This window comes from Pseudoalteromonas sp. US3C1013 (assembly GCF_048401115.1).
Classification (GTDB): Bacteria; Pseudomonadota; Gammaproteobacteria; order Enterobacterales; family Alteromonadaceae; genus Pseudoalteromonas; species Pseudoalteromonas undina.
The window spans coordinates 651,232-671,657 of record NZ_CP183075.1; the positions used below are offsets into that span (position 1 = coordinate 651,232).

General features: G+C 40.4%; 20 protein-coding genes. 17 read left to right on the forward strand and 3 right to left on the reverse strand.

Annotation, left to right across the window (positions count from 1 at the left end; translation table 11 throughout):
• The first annotated feature begins 55 nt into the window (after positions 1–55).
• From ACNSN2_RS03005 to tsaD, 3 genes are read left to right on the forward strand one after another with little or no spacing between them, the layout of a single operon-like run.
• Positions 56–430 carry a DUF2007 domain-containing protein gene (locus ACNSN2_RS03005; RefSeq protein ID WP_418608546.1) on the forward strand — a complete coding sequence of 125 codons (375 nt, stop codon included), beginning with the start codon at positions 56–58 and terminating at the stop codon, positions 428–430.
• Positions 414–1,004: a YjaG family protein gene (locus ACNSN2_RS03010; protein ID WP_008115608.1), complete on the forward strand. Its 591-nt coding sequence runs from the start codon at positions 414–416 to the stop codon at positions 1,002–1,004. The genes ACNSN2_RS03005 and ACNSN2_RS03010 overlap by 17 nt, the downstream gene beginning before the upstream one ends.
• Before the next feature lie 44 nt (positions 1,005–1,048).
• Positions 1,049–2,062 carry a tRNA (adenosine(37)-N6)-threonylcarbamoyltransferase complex transferase subunit TsaD gene (gene tsaD, locus ACNSN2_RS03015; RefSeq protein ID WP_036979790.1) on the forward strand — a complete coding sequence of 338 codons (1,014 nt, stop codon included), beginning with the start codon at positions 1,049–1,051 and terminating at the stop codon, positions 2,060–2,062.
• Between the two features lie 23 nt (positions 2,063–2,085).
• Here the strand turns inward: tsaD and plsY are convergent, their stop codons facing one another.
• Positions 2,086–2,691 (reverse strand): glycerol-3-phosphate 1-O-acyltransferase PlsY, encoded by a 606-nt coding sequence (gene plsY, locus ACNSN2_RS03020; protein WP_010391012.1) that lies wholly within the window; start codon positions 2,689–2,691, stop codon positions 2,086–2,088.
• A gap of 207 nt (positions 2,692–2,898) precedes the next feature.
• Here plsY and folB point away from each other — a divergent pair, with 207 nt between their 5' ends.
• The 8 genes from folB (at position 2,899) to trmB (ending at position 9,036) form a co-directional block, all read left to right on the forward strand.
• Positions 2,899–3,258, forward strand: a complete 360-nt coding sequence (folB, locus tag ACNSN2_RS03025) for a dihydroneopterin aldolase (RefSeq protein ID WP_418608547.1) — start codon at positions 2,899–2,901, stop codon at positions 3,256–3,258.
• Complete coding sequence (folK, locus tag ACNSN2_RS03030) at positions 3,259–3,747, forward strand: 2-amino-4-hydroxy-6-hydroxymethyldihydropteridine diphosphokinase (protein ID WP_075170695.1); 489 nt, start codon at positions 3,259–3,261, stop codon at positions 3,745–3,747.
• Positions 3,744–4,544, forward strand: coding sequence for an undecaprenyl-diphosphate phosphatase (locus tag ACNSN2_RS03035; RefSeq protein WP_010391016.1), 801 nt, complete (start codon positions 3,744–3,746; stop codon positions 4,542–4,544). Before folK ends, ACNSN2_RS03035 begins: the two co-directional genes overlap by 4 nt.
• Before the next feature lie 146 nt (positions 4,545–4,690).
• Positions 4,691–6,046 (forward strand): UDP-N-acetylmuramate:L-alanyl-gamma-D-glutamyl-meso-diaminopimelate ligase, encoded by a 1,356-nt coding sequence (mpl, locus tag ACNSN2_RS03040; protein WP_418608548.1) that lies wholly within the window; start codon positions 4,691–4,693, stop codon positions 6,044–6,046.
• A 1-nt stretch (position 6,047) separates the two neighbouring features.
• Entirely contained in the window at positions 6,048–6,671 is a 624-nt protein-coding gene (locus tag ACNSN2_RS03045) for a flavin prenyltransferase UbiX (RefSeq protein WP_075170693.1), read from the forward strand.
• Positions 6,668–7,597, forward strand: coding sequence for an ABC transporter ATP-binding protein (locus tag ACNSN2_RS03050; protein WP_075170692.1), 930 nt, complete (start codon positions 6,668–6,670; stop codon positions 7,595–7,597). Before ACNSN2_RS03045 ends, ACNSN2_RS03050 begins: the two co-directional genes overlap by 4 nt.
• Positions 7,598–8,365 carry an ABC transporter permease gene (locus ACNSN2_RS03055; protein ID WP_010391022.1) on the forward strand — a complete coding sequence of 256 codons (768 nt, stop codon included), beginning with the start codon at positions 7,598–7,600 and terminating at the stop codon, positions 8,363–8,365.
• Positions 8,365–9,036, forward strand: coding sequence for a tRNA (guanine(46)-N(7))-methyltransferase TrmB (gene trmB / locus ACNSN2_RS03060; protein ID WP_033104026.1), 672 nt, complete (start codon positions 8,365–8,367; stop codon positions 9,034–9,036). Before ACNSN2_RS03055 ends, trmB begins: the two co-directional genes overlap by 1 nt.
• On the opposite strand, the gene ACNSN2_RS03065 is transcribed toward trmB, so the two are convergent.
• On the reverse strand, positions 9,033–10,901 hold the full coding sequence (locus tag ACNSN2_RS03065; protein WP_418608549.1) for a GGDEF domain-containing protein: 1,869 nt from the start codon (positions 10,899–10,901) through the stop codon (positions 9,033–9,035). The two genes, trmB and ACNSN2_RS03065, sit on opposite strands and share 4 nt — an antisense overlap.
• A 259-nt stretch (positions 10,902–11,160) precedes the next feature.
• Here ACNSN2_RS03065 and panP point away from each other — a divergent pair, with 259 nt between their 5' ends.
• Complete coding sequence (panP, locus tag ACNSN2_RS03070) at positions 11,161–12,786, forward strand: pyridoxal-dependent aspartate 1-decarboxylase PanP (protein WP_418608550.1); 1,626 nt, start codon at positions 11,161–11,163, stop codon at positions 12,784–12,786.
• 249 nt (positions 12,787–13,035) lie between these two features.
• Here panP and argE read toward each other — a convergent pair whose 3' ends face one another.
• The gene (gene argE, locus ACNSN2_RS03075; RefSeq protein WP_418608551.1) at positions 13,036–14,181 is read right to left on the reverse strand and encodes an acetylornithine deacetylase; all 1,146 of its coding nucleotides are present in this window, start codon (positions 14,179–14,181) and stop codon (positions 13,036–13,038) included.
• 221 nt (positions 14,182–14,402) lie between these two features.
• Here argE and argC point away from each other — a divergent pair, with 221 nt between their 5' ends.
• From argC to argH, 5 genes are read left to right on the forward strand one after another with little or no spacing between them, the layout of a single operon-like run.
• On the forward strand, positions 14,403–15,416 hold the full coding sequence (argC, locus tag ACNSN2_RS03080; RefSeq protein WP_418608552.1) for an N-acetyl-gamma-glutamyl-phosphate reductase: 1,014 nt from the start codon (positions 14,403–14,405) through the stop codon (positions 15,414–15,416).
• Positions 15,413–16,180: an acetylglutamate kinase gene (argB, locus tag ACNSN2_RS03085; RefSeq protein ID WP_010391030.1), complete on the forward strand. Its 768-nt coding sequence runs from the start codon at positions 15,413–15,415 to the stop codon at positions 16,178–16,180. The genes argC and argB overlap by 4 nt, the downstream gene beginning before the upstream one ends.
• Before the next feature lie 7 nt (positions 16,181–16,187).
• Positions 16,188–17,120 carry an ornithine carbamoyltransferase gene (locus ACNSN2_RS03090; protein ID WP_036956759.1) on the forward strand — a complete coding sequence of 311 codons (933 nt, stop codon included), beginning with the start codon at positions 16,188–16,190 and terminating at the stop codon, positions 17,118–17,120.
• Positions 17,117–18,319, forward strand: coding sequence for an argininosuccinate synthase (locus ACNSN2_RS03095; protein ID WP_076920188.1), 1,203 nt, complete (start codon positions 17,117–17,119; stop codon positions 18,317–18,319). Before ACNSN2_RS03090 ends, ACNSN2_RS03095 begins: the two co-directional genes overlap by 4 nt.
• A 52-nt stretch (positions 18,320–18,371) precedes the next feature.
• Positions 18,372–20,237: an argininosuccinate lyase gene (gene argH / locus ACNSN2_RS03100; protein ID WP_418608553.1), complete on the forward strand. Its 1,866-nt coding sequence runs from the start codon at positions 18,372–18,374 to the stop codon at positions 20,235–20,237.
• Positions 20,238–20,426: the final 189 nt, after the last annotated feature.

Here is a 20,426-nt window from a genome sequence, read left to right on the forward strand (position 1 = left end):
CTTAAATCATATTATTTGCTTTAGGTTACGCAGGCAAATTGTACACATAAAGTAAATGAGGTGGATATTGCAAAATATTAATAATAGTGATTCAAATATAACATCATTTGATTGGGTTACGCTTTATAACGCAGAAAATAGTTTAGAGGCCAATATTATAAAAGGATTGATTCTGAATGCGGGAATTGAGTGTCAAATTCAAGGCGAAATGCTGCAAGGTGCAATGGGCGAGATCCCGTTTGAGCAAACACAAGTAAGTGTGCAGGTTTATGCGATAAAAGAGCGCCATGCACGCGAAATATTGGTAAACTATCAGCAAGTAAAACAATCCGCTCCAGATTGGGTGTGCCCTAACTGTAATGAGCATAATGGATCAACATTTGATTTTTGTTGGTCATGTGGGACTTTAAAGAATGACAAAAGCGAATAATTTTCAGCGTATTAGAGAGTTAAATTACCTGCAAAAAGCGGTATTGGCCAGTGCGTTAATAGAGCGTATGTTGCCTAATTATGGACTATTTAGTGAGGCTACCGGTTTTGGCGATGAGGTTATTTTACGTAATGCTTTAAATGTATGTTGGGAAAAGATACTGCTTCCTAAAAGTAAGATTGATTTAGAAAAGCAAGTCGAAAAAATTGAACCTAATGTACCTGAACTTGCTGATTTTGATATGTTTGGCACTTACCCTGCCATTGACGCTGCCACCTCATTATTGAGCTTAATGCATGGCCTTTTAGCACAAGACGAGCAAGAATTTGTTAATGTGAGTAAAATATCGCAGGCAACTGTGGCTCGCTTTATTGAGTATCAAATGACAGTTGAAGGGGATGTTGCTGATAATAAAGCAGTGCGTGAACACCCACTAATGCAATACGAAATAGAGGTATTAGGTGAACTAATTGATTTTGTAGAAGCTATGGGGCGTATTACTGCTGAAAATGTAAAAGCATTGAAAAAGCATGTCCTTGCTGATGGCCAAACTAACATTGGTTTAGCACTTTAAGTTATTTGTTTTAAACACCTTGTTAGGTGGCAGGAGAATTAACAATGCGAATTTTAGGCATTGAATCATCATGCGATGAAACTGGTATTGCTATTTATGATGATGAAAAAGGGCTACTGGCTCATCAATTATATAGCCAAGTAAAAGTACATGCTGATTACGGTGGTGTGGTACCTGAGCTTGCATCTCGCGATCATGTACGTAAAACATTGCCGCTTATCGATGCGGCATTTGCGCAAGCTGGCTGTGGACCGGAAGATTTAGACGGTATTGCCTACACCGCAGGACCTGGTTTAGTAGGGGCTTTGTTAGTAGGTACCTCAATTGGTCGCTCTTTAGCGTATGGTTGGGATATTCCTGCGGTGGCAGTACATCACATGGAAGGGCATTTATTAGCGCCAATGCTTGAGGAAAACGTTCCCGAATTCCCATTTATTGCTTTACTCGTATCTGGCGGTCATACCATGATGGTAAAGGTTGCGGGCATTGGCCAATACGAAGTATTGGGTGAGTCGGTAGATGACGCTGCAGGTGAAGCATTTGATAAAACGGCTAAATTACTTGGGCTTGATTACCCTGGCGGTCCTCGTTTAGCTAAAATGGCTGAGCAAGGCGTTGCCAAACGATTTGTTTTCCCGCGCCCGATGACAGATAAGCCTGGTCTTGATTTTAGCTTTAGTGGCTTAAAAACCGCCGCTTCGATTGCTATTCGTGAAAATGATAGTGACGAGCAAACTAAAGCAGATATTGCCCATGCATTTCAAACAGCCGTTATAGATACTTTAGTGATTAAGTGTAAGCGAGCACTAAAACAAACGGGTATTAAACGTTTAGTAATAGCCGGTGGTGTAAGTGCTAATACGCAACTACGTTTGCAACTAGAGCGTGTGATGCAAGGTATGAAGGGCGAAGTGTATTACCCACGCACTGAGTTTTGTACCGACAATGGCGCAATGATTGCTTATGCTGGTATGCAGCGTTTAAAAGCGGGACAGTTTGCTTCGCTTGATATGAAAACTAAACCGCGCTGGCCAATCGATAGCCTAGAAGCAATATAGTTAACCAGAACCTAGGTTAGTTATTACTTCTTATCATTTGTAGGGGCTTGTTTAGTCCCTACTTTTGGTTCTTCACCCTTAAATAAACGCACAATATTAGTGCGATGCCTAATAATGATCAGTAGCGTAATAAAGGTCACGGGTAAGGTATATAACGGCTTTATCCACCATGTATATAAAGGTGCTAGCGTCACAGCGACTAACGCTGCAAGGGATGAGTAGCGGGTAATCGCGACAATAATCAGCCAAGTACCAATCAATAACCCACCTAAAGAGAGTCCTATCGGCAGTAACGAGCCAAATGCTGTTGCGACCGCTTTACCCCCTTTAAAACTAAAAAATAATGGGTACATGTGCCCTAAACATGCTGCAACCGCAATTAAACCAAGCTCTAGCGGCTCAAGTTTTAAAAAGTAAGCGCCCCAAACAGGGATAGTGCCCTTTAAAATATCAAATATTAAAACTAAGCATGCGGGGAGAGCGCCGCCTAAACGGTAGACATTGGTTGCTCCTGGGTTATTGGAGCCATTTGTGCGTGGATCGGGAAGTTTGAATAGCCGCGACACTAAAATGGCCGATGAAATCGAGCCGAGCAAATAGGCTAATACAAACATTAAAATGACTAACACGCGCTTCCTTATTTTTTAATCATTACTTTTAAGCTATTATTGGCGTCAAAATTTACGGGCTTCTTAAATTACTCGCAATTTTGTAACTATTCTATTGTAGAAGTAATTTTAGTATATTTAAACACTGATTAAAGTATATACAGTATTAATTTGATTGATACAATATGTAATTAACTCAGTGACTTGTTACAGTCATTTGGAGTATCAATGGACAAGGTATTTATATCACAATTGCATGTCGAAACGATTATCGGGGTGTATGATTTTGAAAAGAAAAGTAAACAAAGCCTGTACTTTGATATTGAGATGCTAAGCGACATTAAGCCCGCAGCACAAAACGACGATATTAACTTAGCATTAGATTACGCTAAGGTGAGTGAGCGAGTTATCGAGCACAGCACAGCTAAACCAGTCGAGCTTTTAGAAACGCTGGTGGAGCAATTGGCGCAAATTATCTTAACCGAATTTAATACTTCTCAAGTAACAATAAAAGTTAGCAAGCCTGCTGCAGTTCCACAAGCGCAAACAGTGGGTGTAGAGATTACGCGCATTAAGGCTACGGCTTAAATGGCGCAGATATTTATTAGCCTAGGGTCAAACATTAATAAAGCTGAGCATATTCGGCGTGCTCTAGTGGCGTTAAATCAGCACTTTGAAAACACACATCACTCATCAGTATTTGAAAGTGAAGCTGTGGGTTTTGCCGGTAATAACTTTTATAACTCAGTACTTGCAGCCACCACTAACATGGCGCTTGTTGATGTTTGCGCGTTATTAAAACAAATTGAACGCGACAATGGCCGCCAAGCAAATGATAAAAAATTTAGCCCACGTACTTTGGATCTCGACTTACTCTTTTATGATGATGTGATTTGCGAGAGCCCTGCACAATTACCGCGTGACGAAATTACTAAAAACGCCTTTGTTTTACAGCCTTTAGCTGAGGTGGCCCCTGATTTTTATCATCCGGTAGCAAAACAAACGATTGCCCAAATATGGAATGCATATAACAACCCTCAACAAAAACTATGGAAGGTGGAGTTTTCTAACCCATGAGTATTATAGAAATAATTGTTTTAGCCCTAATTCAGGGATTTACTGAGTTTTTACCTATATCGAGTTCGGCACACTTAATTTTACCATCACAAATTTTAGGCTGGGAGGATCAAGGGTTAGCGTTCGATGTTGCTGTTCACGTAGGCACTTTAATTGCGGTTGTTATTTATTTCCGTAAAGAAGTAGCCGATATACTCGGTGCTTGGTTTAAATCGTTTGGCGTGCAGGGCACAACAGATGATAGCAAACTAGGTTGGTGGATCATTTTAGGTACTGTGCCAGCAGCTATTTTAGGCTTGTTATTAAAAGATTTTGTTGAACTGTACTTACGCAGTGCATGGGTGATTGCGACCACAACAATCGTATTTGGTCTATTGCTTTGGTACGCAGATGCCAAAGGTAAGCAAATAAAAACAATCTATCAGCTAAACTGGAAAACGGCCCTCATTATTGGCTTTGCACAGGCCGTTGCAATGATCCCTGGCACTTCACGTTCAGGTATTACCATGACAGCGGGTTTAATGTTAGGTATGAACAAGCAAAGTGCAGCGCGCTTTTCGTTTTTATTAGCTATTCCAATCATTTCAATGATGGGTCTTTATTATACTGCAGAGCTTGCCCTTGGCGATCATATCGTAGATTGGACGGCATTATTGTTAGGTGTAGTGCTGTCGTTTTTATCAGCTTATGCTTGTATTTTTATGTTTTTAAAAGTGATTGAGCGAATGGGAATGCTACCATTTGTTATTTATCGTTTATTATTAGGTGTCGGTTTAATATTCTTTTTAATGCTATAAGCTATTAATCTTCAGGAAAGCCTCCCACTTTGGGAGGCTTTTTTATTTGCGCCAAGGGTTAATGGTAACTTAAGCTAAATTTTGGCATTATAGCGCCATTAAATTTTGCCTTAGAGCAAACTCCGCGCAGGATGAAAGGATAGTAAATGCATATACATATTTTGGGTATTTGTGGCACATTTATGGGTGGTATTGCCGCTATAGCAAAATCATTGGGTCACCACGTTACTGGGTCAGATCAAAACGTTTACCCACCAATGAGTACTCAGCTACAAGAACTGGGTATTGAACTAACACAGGGCTATGACGTATCTCAACTAGAGCCAGCTCCAGATATCGTTGTTATTGGTAATGCTATGAGCCGTGGTAACCCGTGTGTTGAATATGTACTCGATAAGAGCCTGCCTTATACTTCAGGACCTGAGTGGCTAAAACATAACTTACTACAAGATTCGTGGGTGCTGGCTGTGGCAGGAACTCATGGTAAAACAACCACCGCCAGTATGTTGGCGTGGATACTTGAATATGCGGGTTTAAAGCCTGGCTTTTTAATTGGCGGAATTGTACAAAATTTTGGTCTTTCTGCGCGAGTTGGGCAAACGCCATTTTTTGTTATAGAAGCCGATGAGTACGACACGGCCTTTTTTGATAAACGCAGTAAATTTGTTCATTATTTACCTCGAACACTTATTTTAAATAATCTCGAATTTGATCATGCTGATATTTTTGAAGATTTAAACGCAATTAAAAAACAATTTCACCATTTGATTCGTACACTACCGCAAAGCGGCAAAGTGCTGTGGCCAAAAAATGATGAAGCACTGAGCGATGTGATTACAAAAGGCTTGTGGAGCGAGAGCGAAACTCTAGGCGATGACTGGAATTATGAATTACTCAAAGCCGATGGTTCTCAATTTAATGTTTTACTAAATAAGCAGTTACAAGGCGTTGTTAGCTGGCAAGCGATTGGTGAGCATAACGTTAAAAATGCCATGATGGCTATTGCAGCAGCTCGTCATGTGGGAATTGCAATAGAGCACAGTATTGAAGCTTTGGGCGAGTTTATCAGCCCAAAAAGGCGGATGGAGCTTAAAGCAGATATTAATCATATTAAAGTGTATGACGATTTTGCCCATCACCCAACGGCAATACAAACAACACTTGCGGGGCTGCGTGCTAAAGTGGGGGATGAAAAAATTATTGCGATTTTAGAGCCGCGCTCTAACACCATGAAAATGGGAGTGCATCAATTTACACTTCTCGATTCACTTCGCGATGCAGATGATGTGCTGTTATTTGAACCAGAAAATTTAAACTGGTCACTTAAAGAGCAAGCTGACAAAGCGGGTATGCAGTGCTTTGATTCTACAACCGCTATTATTGATACAGTGCTTGAGAATGTTGAGCCAAATCAACATGTTTTAATTATGAGTAATGGTGGTTTTAATGGTCTTCATCAGCAACTTGTTGATGGTTTGACCGATAAATACAGCGGAGAATAATGTGCAATTTAAAGATACAATTACCTTAGCATTTAGTGGCGCATCAGGCGCACCATATGGGTTAAGGCTGTTGGAAGTGTTACTTGAACAACAATTTCAAGTGTATGTGCTTATCTCAAGTGCCGCGCGTGTAGTTTTTGATACCGAGTCTAATATAAAGTTATCAGGGAATGAAGATAAAGCTACCGAGCAGTTAAGTGTATTATTTAACGCCAAGAGCGAACAATTAAAGGTATTTGGCAAAGATAACTGGTTCAGTCCGGTGGCTTCGGGCTCAGCAGCACCGAAAAAAATGATAGTATGTCCATGTAGTGCCGGGTCAGTGTCTGCGATTGCAATCGGCGCATCAGATAACTTATTAGAGCGCGCTGCCGATGTGGTGATAAAAGAGCGAGGTCAACTTATTCTAGTCCCTCGAGAAACTCCTTTTAGCGAAATTCACTTGGAAAATATGCTCAAATTGTCGCGTTTAGGGGTCACTATCATGCCCGCTGCTCCTGGGTTTTATCATCAACCACAAAGTATAGAAGACTTGGTTGATTTTATGGTGGCGCGAATTTTAGATCATTTAAATATTGAACATAACCTCACAAAGCGCTGGGGTTATGGTGAGGGTAAGAAATGAATAAGCAAAACATTGCTTTAAATATTGAAGGCCTTACCAAGGTTTACAAAAATGGGGTAGAGGCAGTAAAAGGGGTTGATTTACAAGTGCATGAAGGTGACTTTTTTGCACTGTTAGGTCCAAATGGGGCGGGTAAATCAACCACTATTGGGGTGATATCTTCTTTGGTTAATAAGACCAAAGGTAAAGTTGAAGTATTTGGTCATGATATTGATACCGACCTAGAAGCAGCGAAAGCGAACTTAGGTTTAGTGCCGCAAGAGTTTAACTTTAGCCAGTTTGAAACCCTAAGCCAAATACTCGTTAATCAAGCCGGCTATTATGGTGTTCCTCGCGCGCAGGCGCACAAACGTGCTGACAAGTACTTAGCACAGCTAGGGTTACTTGAGAAAAAAGATAAGCAAGCACGTACTCTTTCTGGTGGTATGAAGCGTCGTTTGATGATTGCACGTGCCTTAATGCATGAGCCAAAGTTACTTATTTTAGACGAACCAACTGCGGGCGTTGATATAGAGCTGCGCCGCTCAATGTGGGAGTTTTTAAGACAAATCAACGAACAAGGTGTGACCATTATTTTAACCACTCACTACCTTGAAGAAGCCGAACTACTGTGTAAAAACATCGCTATTATTGATACCGGTCGCATAGTTGAAAACACTACTATAAAAGCTTTGTTGGCTAAATTAGACAAAGAAACCTTTGTACTGGATTTAAAGCAGCCTACCAATCCGGTGACACTTGAAGGGTATAATTTCACCATGACTGATGAGCACACCATTGAAGTTGAAGTGGCTAAATCACAAGGGCTCAATGCTGTATTTAGCGCGTTAACCGAACAAGGTAATACTGTTCTGAGCATGCGTAATAAAGCAAATCGATTAGAAGAATTATTTGTAGGTTTATTAGAGCAAGGGCGGGGCGAATAAATGTTTAAATATGGCGTAGCCTTAAAAAGTATTTGGATTAAAGAGTGTATTCGCTTTTTGCGTATTTGGGTGCAAACCTTAGTGCCGCCAGCGATTACTATGAGCTTATATTTTGTTATTTTTGGGAACTTAATAGGCTCGCGTATTGGCGATATGGGCGGCTTTAGTTACATGGAGTTTATTGTTCCAGGCCTTATTATGATGTCAGTTATAACAAACTCTTACTCGAATGTGGCTTCGAGCTTTTACTCAACTAAGTTTCAAAAAAGTATTGAAGAGTTATTGGTTGCACCTGTGCCTAATTACATCATTGTGTTGGGTTATATGGGCGGAGGCATGACCCGTGGTATTATGGTTGGCTTTATTGTAACGTGCGTTTCTTTATTTTTTGTAGATATACAAATACATAATATTTTTGTGATTATAGCCACTGTTATTCTTACCTCGGCGGTGTTTGCCTTGGGCGGGTTAATCAACGCTATTTATGCAAACAGCTTTGATGACATAAGTATTATTCCGACCTTTATTTTAACGCCTCTAACTTATTTAGGCGGGGTGTTTTACTCAATCACTTTACTGCCTGATTTTTGGCAGATGGTGTCGCAAATTAATCCTATTATTTATATGGTTAACGCATTCAGATACGGATTCTTAGGCGTTTCTGATGTTGATTTAACGGTTGCGATTGCGGTGTTGTTGGTGTTTATCAGCGTATTATTTACTTTAGCACTGACGCTAATCAAAAAAGGTGTGGGGTTAAGACACTAATGAGCGATGCAAATTCACGTAGTATTGTATCTAATCAAGCGGGACTTCATGAAAAGCTTGATGAAATAGTTAATAAACACTTACAAGCCGAGTTTAAAAAGCCAATTGCAGCGCATACTCAAACCGCATTTGATGAAGTTAATGCTAAGGTGCAAGCCTTTGATGGACCGCTTATTTTAGACTCCTGTTGTGGCGTTGGCGAAAGCACTGCTAATTTAGCGAAACGTCATCCTGATGCGTTAGTTGTGGGCATTGATAAGTCATCTCACCGACTTGATAAGCATGATGTTGAGTATAAACAAACTGAGAGTGGTCAATACATTTTGGTGCAAGCTGACTTAAATGATTTTTGGCGTTTAGCTGTCGCTGCTAATTGGCGGCCTACTCATCACTATTTGCTATATCCAAACCCTTGGCCTAAGTCTAAGCACATTCAACGGCGCTGGCATGGGGCGGCTATCTTCCCCTTTATTGTTAAATTAGGTGGTTTGCTTGAAGTGCGCAGTAACTGGGATATCTATGTTAAAGAGTTTGCCAGGGCGCTCGAGTTAGCAGGGTATCCTTGTCAAACTGCGTTGTTTGAATCAGACGAAGCAATTACTCCTTTTGAGCGTAAGTACTGGGCCAGTGGTCAGCAAAGCCACCGACTAGCCATTAATATTAATAACTAATTCATTGCTTTTTTAAACTCAGTAACATGTGGCGTTGGTTTGCCAAGGAAACTACCTTGCATCAGCGTCACATTTAGTTGGCTGAGTAACTCTGCAACCGTATTACTTTCTACCGCTTCAACAACCAATTCAAGTTCAAGCTGCTGGGCTATATCAGTGATGTAGGATATAAATAGCGACGTATTTGCATCATTTAATAGCTGCTTTGTGATTGCTCCATCGAGTTTTATACCATCAACCTCCACTTTTAAAGTATTAAGAGTATTAATAAACTCATTACCCCAGCAGTGCATCACCACCTTTGCCCCCTTACTTTTTACCATTGCGATAAATGACTTTATTTCATAGTAATGTGAAATAACCTGCGACTCTAAAATCGAAATAGTAATGTTTTCAGGATTAGGGTAGCGATGAAGCTCATACGCAATATGATCATAAATAGTGGGATCTGCAATGTTTTCAGCGCACAGCGTTAACTCCCAACAAATTGCTGATTTACGAAAACGTGAAACACATTGAGTAAACAGAGCATGGGTTAACATGCCATTCATACGCAGTCTATTTAGTGCATTTGCAAAGGTATCAGGGGTTAAAATCTCCCCTTGTGAAGTGACTATTCTCGGTGAGCAATCATACCTAATAACTTCATCGGTATGAGTATTTATAACCGGCTGGAAGTAAGGGACAACACGATGAGCATTAAATGCTTCACGAATTTCTTTTGCTATTTCAACATTATATAAATATAGAGATTTAGCGTCGTTAATTGCCTCACAGTAGTTAACTATGCTCTGATCGCCCTGCTTAGATTGCAGTAACGCAATATGAGCATTCTTAAGCAGTAATGACTTATTGCCTCTAGCTACACCAGCGTTAAGTGTAATATAAATAAAAGGCTGATTTAAAAACGGTATATTTTTATTATGCGATTGTATGATGCTATATAGCTCATCAAAGGGAGTTTCTTTATCAGTCAAAATAGCGAGTTTATTAGTTGCAATACGATAAATACGTGCGTGCAAACGGGCTTGCTGCTTAAAGTGAGTGAGCAGCTTTTTCATCACTTCATCGGCTGTTTTTGTGCCAAAAAAACGACTGATATTATCAATTTCGTTCACTAAAATAATCGCAATTTGCAAATGATGTTCATTGCTTTTTTTTAGCCGTTTTTCTAAGGCAATATGATTTTCAAATCCGCTTGCATGGTCGCTCATTAATGAACGACGTACTCCATAGTAATAAAGAATATAAACTATTAATAAAATAATAATTACGCAGCAAAAATGAAACATAGATTGATATAAGTCTGTTTTTAACGCATTGCTAATTTTATCAACGCTAATATCTGCAGCTGTAATATAGGTTCTGCCATTTTTTGCCAGATGAGGAATATATACTGTTTTAGAATGGCCGCGATGCGCTGTTGAGGTTTCAAAAATAGGGGCCGTTGATAAAAATGCAGCCATAGTTATTGGCGTGGCTTCGGGATAAAGATCTAAAAACTGAGTAACTTTACCGTTATTTTGATCATCTTGAGTGTAGCTAGAGGCAGTAAAATAAACATTCTCATCAATCTGTACCATTGAATATAAATAATCTATATTTAAATCATTGGCCAATGCCGAAAGCTGGTCGGCTTTATTTTGATAGCTTGAAAAGCTAATTTCTTGCGCTACTTTATCGTGATAATCACTACCTAAAATGTACTTTACGCTGGTGGCTGCATTTAATAAACGATTATCAATGCTGCGTATCACATCATTATTGATGGCAGTGTAGGTGTAGTAACTGTAAATTATTAAGCTGACTAAAAAAAAGACGGTACCGAGCGCCAACCGAGTTAATTTTAGATTTCCTTTTAGCATGTAACATCCTTATTTTTTGTTAGATTTATTATACTTAAAAATTATAAATGCCCAATATTTTAATTACCCTTTGTACTAAATATAAAAAATAGTGAAATGTTATCTATTTTGTATTGTCTTTTATGGCTTAAAACGAGACATTTTTGTCATATTGCAGTAAAGTTAGCGCAATTTTTTAGAAATGCCGTTGCTTAAAAACACCTTAAATTAGCGTGTTTTACAAACTAACAGGTGTTTTAGTCACACACTAGGTATGAAGATGGATCAAAAGCGTTGTGCCGTCGCCTCTAAAGAAAGCCTCAAACGGATATTTACCGTTCCAGAGGCCCCTGACTCAACTTTGAGCAAAATAGAGCTTGAAATTTCGAGTAATTTAGCAGGTTTCTTAAACGAAAATATCGCGGCAATTGAAAAACCATTACATGAAATAGAAAAAGATTTTCAATCTGCGGCTATCCCTGAAGAGCCAACGTTTGTGTCTTGCTATGCCCAAGATATTATGGAACAGCTGGTTGCTCATTCTGTACATACCGCAGCGCCAAGCTTTATTGGTCACATGACATCTGCTCTGCCACATTTTTTACTGCCGTTATCGAAATTAATGGTTGGGCTAAATCAAAACCTTGTAAAAATAGAAACCTCAAAAGCGTTTACCCCATTAGAGCGTCAAGTTTTAGGAATGATGCATCATTTAGCTTATGGACAAAATGATGGCTTTTATTCTAAATGGATGCACAGTGCAAAAACCTCTTTAGGAGCATTTTGCTCTGGTGGCACAGTAGCTAACATTACAGCACTTTGGATTGCCCGCAACCGCTTATTGAAAGCGGATGGCAACTTTAAAGGCATTGCTGCACAAGGTTTAGTGGCGGGAATGCTCCACTATGGTTACAAAGGACTGGCGGTTTTAATCTCTGAGCGAGGTCATTACTCATTAGGCAAATCGGTTGATTTATTAGGTATTGGCCGTGAGAATTTAATTGGTATTAAAACATCGACTGATAATAAAGTTGATGTAGCTGCTATGCGAGAAAAAGCGCTAGAGCTTGAAGCGCAAGGCATTAAAGTGATGGCAATTATTGGTGTAGCCGGAACGACTGAAACTGGTAATATCGATCCACTTGAAGATATGGCTAATTTATCACAAGAGATTAATTGCCACTTTCATGTTGATGCGGCGTGGGGCGGAGCTACTTTACTCTCTAATACCCATAGGCACCTTTTAAAAGGCATTGAGCATGCAGATTCAATCACCATTGATGCGCATAAACAAATGTATGTACCGATGGGAGCAGGTTTGGTGCTGTTTAAAGACCCTGCTGCAACTGATGCCATAGAGCATCATGCTGAATATATTTTACGTAAAGGCTCTAAAGATTTAGGCAGCCATACCCTTGAGGGGAGCCGCCCTGGTATGGCGATGTTAGTGCATGCTTGCTTACGTGTTATTGGTCGTAAAGGCTATGAAATGCTTATCGATCGCAGTATTAAAAAAGCACGTTACTTTGCTGATTTGATAAAAGCTGATGAAGACTTTGAATTAATATCAGAACCCGAACTGTGTTTATTAACTTATCGTTATGTCCCTAAGCAAATTAAAAATGCGATAGCACAGGCCGATGCACAGACCCGTTTAGATATTTTTGCCGCGCTTAATCGCTTTACTGCTAGCATGCAAAAACGACAACGTGAATCGGGTCGCTCGTTTGTATCGCGTACACGTTTAACGCCAGTTCAATATGATAACCAACCAACCGTGGTATTTAGAGTGGTGCTTGCGAATCCGCTTACATCAGGTGCAATATTAAAAGAGATATTAGAAGAGCAGAAAGAACTAGCTCAAACCGACCCTGTATTTAAAAAGTATTTACGAAAATATATGTAACTAACCTGAACTCTGGTTAAGAGATTTACTAACATATTGAATCAAAGATGATATTTATGTTTATTTTCTCTAGCCAGAGATTTTCAGTGAAAACAAGGCGAACTTACGCGTCAATAGCTAGCCTATTGCAAGTAAATTCAACGCAGTTAGCGCTAAAAGTAGCTGCTTGAGATAGATTTATTATTCAGAGTTCAGGTTAAATATAAATGCTATAAAAAAGACGCTTAATAGCGTCTTTTTTGTTACTGATTAAAAGCAACTCGCCTTTATGAGGTTGCTGATAATTTGTTGCGAAGGCTTTATTTTTTCCATCGCTAAATATTCATCGGGCTGATGCGCTTGGTTAATTGAACCCGGTCCCATGACGATGGTTTCACAACCCAGTTGTTGTATAAATGGTGCCTCAGTACAGTAATTAACAGCCACCGCTTTTTGCCCTGCTATATTTTCGGCTAGTTTAACTAACGCGCTGTCTGTGCTTCCTGTAAATGCTGGAATTGGCTCATGTAAATCAATCACACTGACCGAATTAGGGTATTGCTGGTTTATATCGTAGGTTGCATCAAGCAGCAATGCTTGCAGCTCTTGTACACTTAAGCCAGGAAGAGGGCGCATATCAATGTGCATTTCACAGCAACCGCAAATCCGATTCGCATTATCGCCCCCATGAATATTACCTAAATTGAGCGTAGGGTAAGGAATTTTAAAGTGATTTATTGAATATTTATTCTTAAGCTGTTCTTTTAAGATTAGCAATTTTGTAATCACTTTATGCATCACTTCGATGGCGTTAAGACCCCGTTCGGGATCTGAGCTATGTCCTGAACGGCCAACGACTCTTATTGCTGTACTCATATGACCTTTATGAGTAAATACCGGCGTCATATCAGTAGGTTCACCAATAATACAGCGACTTGGCTTTAAATTTGGGTGCTTACAGATTTGTTGTGCGCCAGCCATAGTGGTTTCTTCGTCTGCGGTGGCTAATATTAAAATTGGTTGTGTTTGTTGCTTTTCATCAAGCTCACTAATAGCCTGCAGTACAAAAGCAAAAAAACCTTTCATATCAATGCTACCTAAGCCAAATAGTTTGTTATCTCGCTCAGTTAATTTAAATGGGTTGTGATTCCAACGACTATCATCAAATGGCACCGTATCAGTGTGACCTGCCAGCATTAAACCGCCGTCGCCTTGACCGCGTTTTGCTAATAAGTTGTAGCGGCCTTTGTTGCCTTTTAATTCTATTATTTCACAGGTAAAACCTAAGCTTTGACACCATTGCGCTAGGAGTTCAATGACACTCTTATTACTCATGCATAAATGATCTTCAATGGCACTAATAGAGGGGGCAGCAATCAATTGCTGGTACATCGAAATAAATGACGGCAGAGACATAAAAAATTCCAAAATAAGTATTCATTTTAATTGCATAACAATATAAAAGTATTTATGATGAATATCAATTCACTTTTTAAGCATAAATATATTAAAGTTACGCCATGAAAATAATACGACGATAGTTATCACTCACAAATTTAATCTGTTTGGCTGGGTTAGACCCTAGTGTAAACAAACAACATGGAATGTGGTCACTAATTTTAGATAAAGAGTAAGTAATGAACGTAGTAATTATAGGTGCCAGCGGTTACAGCGGCGCAGAACTGGCTAGCTTAGTAGCAAAACATCCAACGCTTTCACTAACTGGCTGTTATGTATCAGCGCAAAGTTTAGATAAACATAAGTTGCTTAGTGAATTGTATCCTGAGCATTTAGGATTACTTGATTTACCTTTGCAGCCACTAAATGAACATGCACTTGCTGATATCACTCATTCAGCAGATTACGTTTGTCTGTGCACCGATCATAAAGTAAGTGTGGATTTAGCGCCTCAGTTTTTAGCGATGGGCAAGAAGGTATTTGACCTCTCTGGTGGCTATCGTCTTGCAAGCAATGATGATTACGTTACTTATTATGGTTTTGAACACCAACACCCAGAACTACTTAATCAAGCGGCATATGGTCTTGCTGAATGGAATAGTAAAGCCATTGCTGATGCTCAGCTAATTGCTGTTGCTGGCTGCTATCCAACGGCTGCATTAAATGCATTAAAGCCTCTTCAACAAGCGTGCTTATTGAGTGATGAAAAAATTATTATTAATGCGGTTTCTGGCGTAACTGGCGCAGGGCGAAAAGCCAGCATCGGTACGCATTTTTGTGAGGTATCACTTGCACCCTATGGTTTGTTTAATCACCGTCACGGGCCTGAAATACAACAGCACCTAGGTCATGAGGTGTTATTTACTCCTCATTTAGGTAATTTCCCGCGCGGTATTTTAGAAACTATTTATGTGCAATTAAAGCCGGGTGTGACCAGTGAGCAAGTAGCTAAAGCTTATCAAGTATTGGCTGATGAGCCATTAATTCGTTTGCTTGGCAGCAAAATCCCCTCGATTAAAGGGGTGGCCAAACAACCTTATGTAGATATTGCGTGGCAGCAGCAAGGCTCACAGTTAATAGTAATGGCAGCAATTGACAACTTATTAAAAGGGGCAGCTGGTCAGGCTTTGCAATGTATTAATTTATCAATGGGGCTTCCTCACACTACAGGTCTAATAGGAGCGTTTAGATGAGCAGTAAAACGTGGGTTATTAAACTCGGTGGTGCAGTACTCAATACTGAAAATGCCGCTAAAGCATTATTTGAAATACTCAACGAGCAAGATGATGCACAGTTTGTGATTGTGCATGGGGGTGGTTCATTAGTTGATAGCTGGTTAAAAGAGGCTGGTTTTGCCAGTGCTAAACACCAAGGTTTACGTATTAGCCCTAAAGAACAGATGCCTTATATTGTTGGAGCCCTTGCGGGTGCGGCAAACAAACAACTCATGGCGCAAGCAATTAGTGTTGGTCATAAGCCGGTGGGGTTAAGTTTATATGAAGCAGGGATCACCGCCTCGCAAAAATTAAAAGCATTGGGTCAAGTAGGTCAATGTCACAACAATGCTGATTCTATTATTAATGATTTACTCAGTGCTGGCCGGTTACCAATCATCAGTTCTATCGGCTTTGATGAGCAGGGCTTGTTATACAACGTTAATGCCGATGAAGCAGCCGCCGCAATGGCAAATAATTTAAATGCAGAACTTATTTTTATGACGGACGTAGAGGCGGTACTTGATGCCAATAAGCAGCCTTTACATCAACTTGACACAAAACACATTGATACTTTAATTGCAGAGGGAGTAATTTTGGGCGGGATGGAGGTCAAAGTTAAGACCAGTCTTCACGCTGCCCAACATTTACGACGCGGTGTGTACATTTCCAGCTGGCAAAAGCCAGAAAACTTAACTGCTTTGCTGCAAGGCGAGCATGTCGGAACTAAAGTAACACCATAGGTTGAACATGTTTAAAGATTTTTTAACGGGTCTAGAATTAGACCAACAAGGCGCACTAAATTTATTAAAGTTAGCGCAAGATATTAAAGAAAGCCCAAGTAAATATAGCCAAGTGCTAGCTGGTAAGTCAGTGGTTACTTTGTTTGAAAAGCAAAGTTTACGTACTCGCCTTTCATTTGATATTGGTATAAACCGTTTAGGGGGCCATGCGGTTTACCTTGACCAACAAAATGGTGCAATGGGCGCCCGCGAATCAATAAAAGATTTTGCCTTAAATATTTCGACTTGGGCCGATGGAATTGTTGCGCGGGTTAATCAGCACAGTACGCTAACGACACTCGGTGAGTATTCATCCGTTCCTGTGATTAATAGTTTGTGTGATTTATATCACCCATGCCAAGCATTAGCTGATTTTTTAACACTACAAGAAGTACACGGTGATGTTAGCCAGTTAAAGCTTGCCTACTTAGGTGAGGGCAATAATGTAACGCATTCATTGATGCTGTTAGCCGCTACTTTAGGAACCGATTTTGTCGCTGTAACACCAAAAGGGTGTTCACCTGATTCGCAAGTGCTTAAAAAAGCAGAGCAAATAGCAGCGATGAATGGCGCTTCTGTAATGGTAAGTGACAGGGTTGAGGCTGCAGTAGGTGCTAATGTTGTTTACGCCGATACCTGGGTATCGATGGGGGATACAACTCCCCTTGAGCAAGTAAAAGAAAAATACATGCCTTATCAATTAAATCAGGCATTGTTAGAAAAAACCGGTGCAACTACGGTATTACATTGCCAACCGGCACACCGTGAGTTTGAAATTACTTCTGAGGTAATGGATGGCCCTGCATCAAAAATTATACAGCAAGCAGAAAACCGCATGCATGCGCAAAATGCGCTATTAGTTACATTATTAAATCCAAATTTTGTTAAGGAACACCTATGAGTTCAATTAAAAAAGTCGTTTTAGCCTATTCAGGTGGTCTTGATACATCGGCTATCGTGCCATGGTTAAAAGAGAACTACGGCTGTGAAGTTATTGCCTTTGTTGCCGATGTTGGCCAAGGCGCTGAAGAACTTGAAGGCGTAGAAGCTAAAGCTATAGCGTCTGGTGCATCTGAGTGTTACGTGGTTGATTTAAAAGATGAGATGGTAAGCGATTATATTTACCCAACGCTTAAAACGGGTTCTATATATGAAGGGACTTATTTACTTGGTACCTCTATGGCGCGTCCAATCATTGCTAAAGCGCAAGTTGAAATTGCACGTAAAGTAGGTGCCGATGCACTTTCTCATGGCTGTACGGGTAAAGGTAACGACCAAGTACGTTTTGAGTCATGTTTTGCCGCACTCGCACCTGATTTAAAAGTGATTGCGCCATGGCGTGAGTGGGATTTATCAAGCCGTGAATCATTGCTTGATTACCTAGCTGAACGTGACATTCCATGTTCTGCGTCAGCAACAAAAATTTATAGTCGTGATGCTAACGCATGGCATATTTCACACGAAGGCGGTGAACTTGAAGATCCTTGGTGTGAACCAAGTGAGCAAGTATGGACCTGGACTAACTCACCAGAGCAAGCACCTGATAAAGCTGAACACGTCACTTTATCGGTTGTTGAAGGTGAAGTAGTTGCTGTAAATGGTGAAGAGCTTAAACCTTATGATTGTTTAGTTAAATTAAACGATATTGCATCACCTCATGGTGTGGGCCGTGTCGATATTGTAGAAAACCGTTTAGTGGGCATGAAATCGCGTGGTTGTTATGAAACGCCAGGCGGCACTGTGATCATGGCGGCGCTGCAAGCTATTGATGAGTTAGTACTTGATAAAGCGAGCCGTAAATGGAAAGAAGTACTCGGGGGTGAATTTTCACACTTAGTCTACGACGGTCGTTGGTTTACGCCGCTAAAAGATTCTATTTTAGCCGGTGCAGAAGCGTTGTCTACACTAGCAACGGGCGAAGTGGTGCTTAAGCTTTATAAAGGCCAAGTCACTGCGGTTCAGAAAAAATCACCTAACAGTTTATATAGCGAAGATTTTGCTACCTTTGGTGAAGATGATGTTTATGACCAATCGCACGCAGAAGGCTTTATTCGTTTATTCTCGCTATCAAGCAGAATTTCAGCATTAGCTAAAAAGTAATTTTTTACGCCCCTTGGAATTAAGGGGCTATTATCGGGTTTGGAGAGATTTCATGGCATTATGGGGCGGACGTTTTTCTACGGGTCCAGATGAAGCGTTTAAACAGTTTAACGATTCACTTCCCTTCGATTATCAATTAGCAGAGCAAGATATTATTGGCTCTGTTGCATGGGCTGGCGCACTAGAACAAGTGAATGTGTTATCTAGTGATGAGCACAAAAAGCTGGTATCGGCACTTTATGAGCTACTTGAAGAGGTAAAAGCAGATCCACACGCGGTTGCCACCTCAGGTGCTGAGGATATTCATTCTCATGTTGAAGCTGCGCTAATTGAAAAAGTGGGTGATTTAGCTAAAAAATTACACACAGGTCGAAGCCGTAACGATCAAGTTGCTACCGACTTTAGGTTATGGTGCCGCGATACCGCCGATCATATTTTAAAAGCAATTGCACAATTAAAAGCTGAATTTATTAGTTTGGCTGAACGTGAACTTGGCACAATACTGCCAGGTTATACGCACTTACAGCGTGCACAGCCCGTACTGTTTAGTCACTGGTGTATGGCTTATGTAGAAATGTTAGAGCGTGATGAAAGCCGGTTGCAAGATGCCCAATCACGAATGAACTATTGTCCACTCGGCAGTGGCGCTCTTGCGGGAACTGCCTATCCGATTGACCGTCATGCACTTGCACAAGGTTTAGGGTTTACAGGCGCGACTAAAAATAGCCTTGATGGTGTATCTGATCGTGACTTTGTGGTTGAGCTATTAAGCTGTGCGTCTATCTCTATGATCCACTTATCGCGCATGTCTGAAGACTTGATTTTTTATAACTCAGGCGAAGCTGGCTTTATCGAACTGGCTGATAATGTTACATCTGGCTCATCTTTGATGCCGCAGAAAAAGAACCCAGATGCATTAGAGCTAATTCGTGGTAAAACAGGGCGGGTATTTGGTGCGTTTAGTGCAATGATGATGACTCTAAAAGCATTGCCGCTTGCCTACAATAAAGACATGCAAGAAGATAAAGAAGGCATTTTTGACGCAATGCCAACGTGGCTTGCTTGTATTCATATGGCACAAGCATGTATCAAGGGTGTAACAGTTAAAGCAGATAAAACCCTTGCAGCGGCAAAAGGTGGCCACGCGAATGCAACCGAACTTGCTGATTACTTAGTCGCTAAAGGAGTGCCGTTCAGAGAAGGGCATCATATTGTTGGGGTGTTGGTGCAATTAGCTATTAGTGAAGGTAAAACGTTAGAGGAGCTTTCACTAGAGCAGTATAAATCAGTAAATCCAGTGTTTGAAGATGACGTGTATCCGGTACTTGAAATTGACGCCTGTATAAAAGCACGCCAAGCGCTTGGCGGTACATCATTAGAGCAAGTAAGCAAAGCGGTGAAAGACGCGAAAAAAAAACAGCAAATAACGGTTCGTGATGCCAACTTAGATGACGTAGAAGCAATTGCTAAACTCGTACAGCACTGGGCAACAGTCGGCGAAAATTTACCGCGAGCTAAAAGTGATATGGTGCACTCAATTAATGAGTTTGCCGTAACCGAGATAGACGGTCAGGTATCGGGTTGTGCTTCACTTTATATTTACGACACAGGGTTAGCTGAAATACGTTCATTGGGCATTGATCCTAAAAGCGCAGTAACGGGGCAGGGACGAGAACTGGTTGAACACTTATTAGTGAAAGCCAAAAAGTTGGCACTTAAGCGTGTCATTGTTCTGACTCGTGTACCTGACTTTTTCGAAAATCAGCGCTTTAGTTTCTGTAGTAAAGAGAGCTTACCTGAAAAAGTCATGAAAGATTGTGAGCTATGTTTACGTAAAGAAAACTGTGATGAAGTCGCAATGGAATATATGTTAAAGCCAAGTAATAGCATGGAGATCCCTTGTAAAAACGTGGCTTGAGCAATCCCTAGGATAAAAAACGCACGGTGACCCCGATGCGTTTTTTTTTGAGTAAAATAAAGTGATGTTTTAAATTAATATGCTATGAATTTAAAGTTGGCATATCGGTTGCATTTATAGTTCTGTAGTGTGTTGTTGAGTCAATTAATCAACGAAGGCAATACGTTACAGCAGTTATTTAGTAACTGC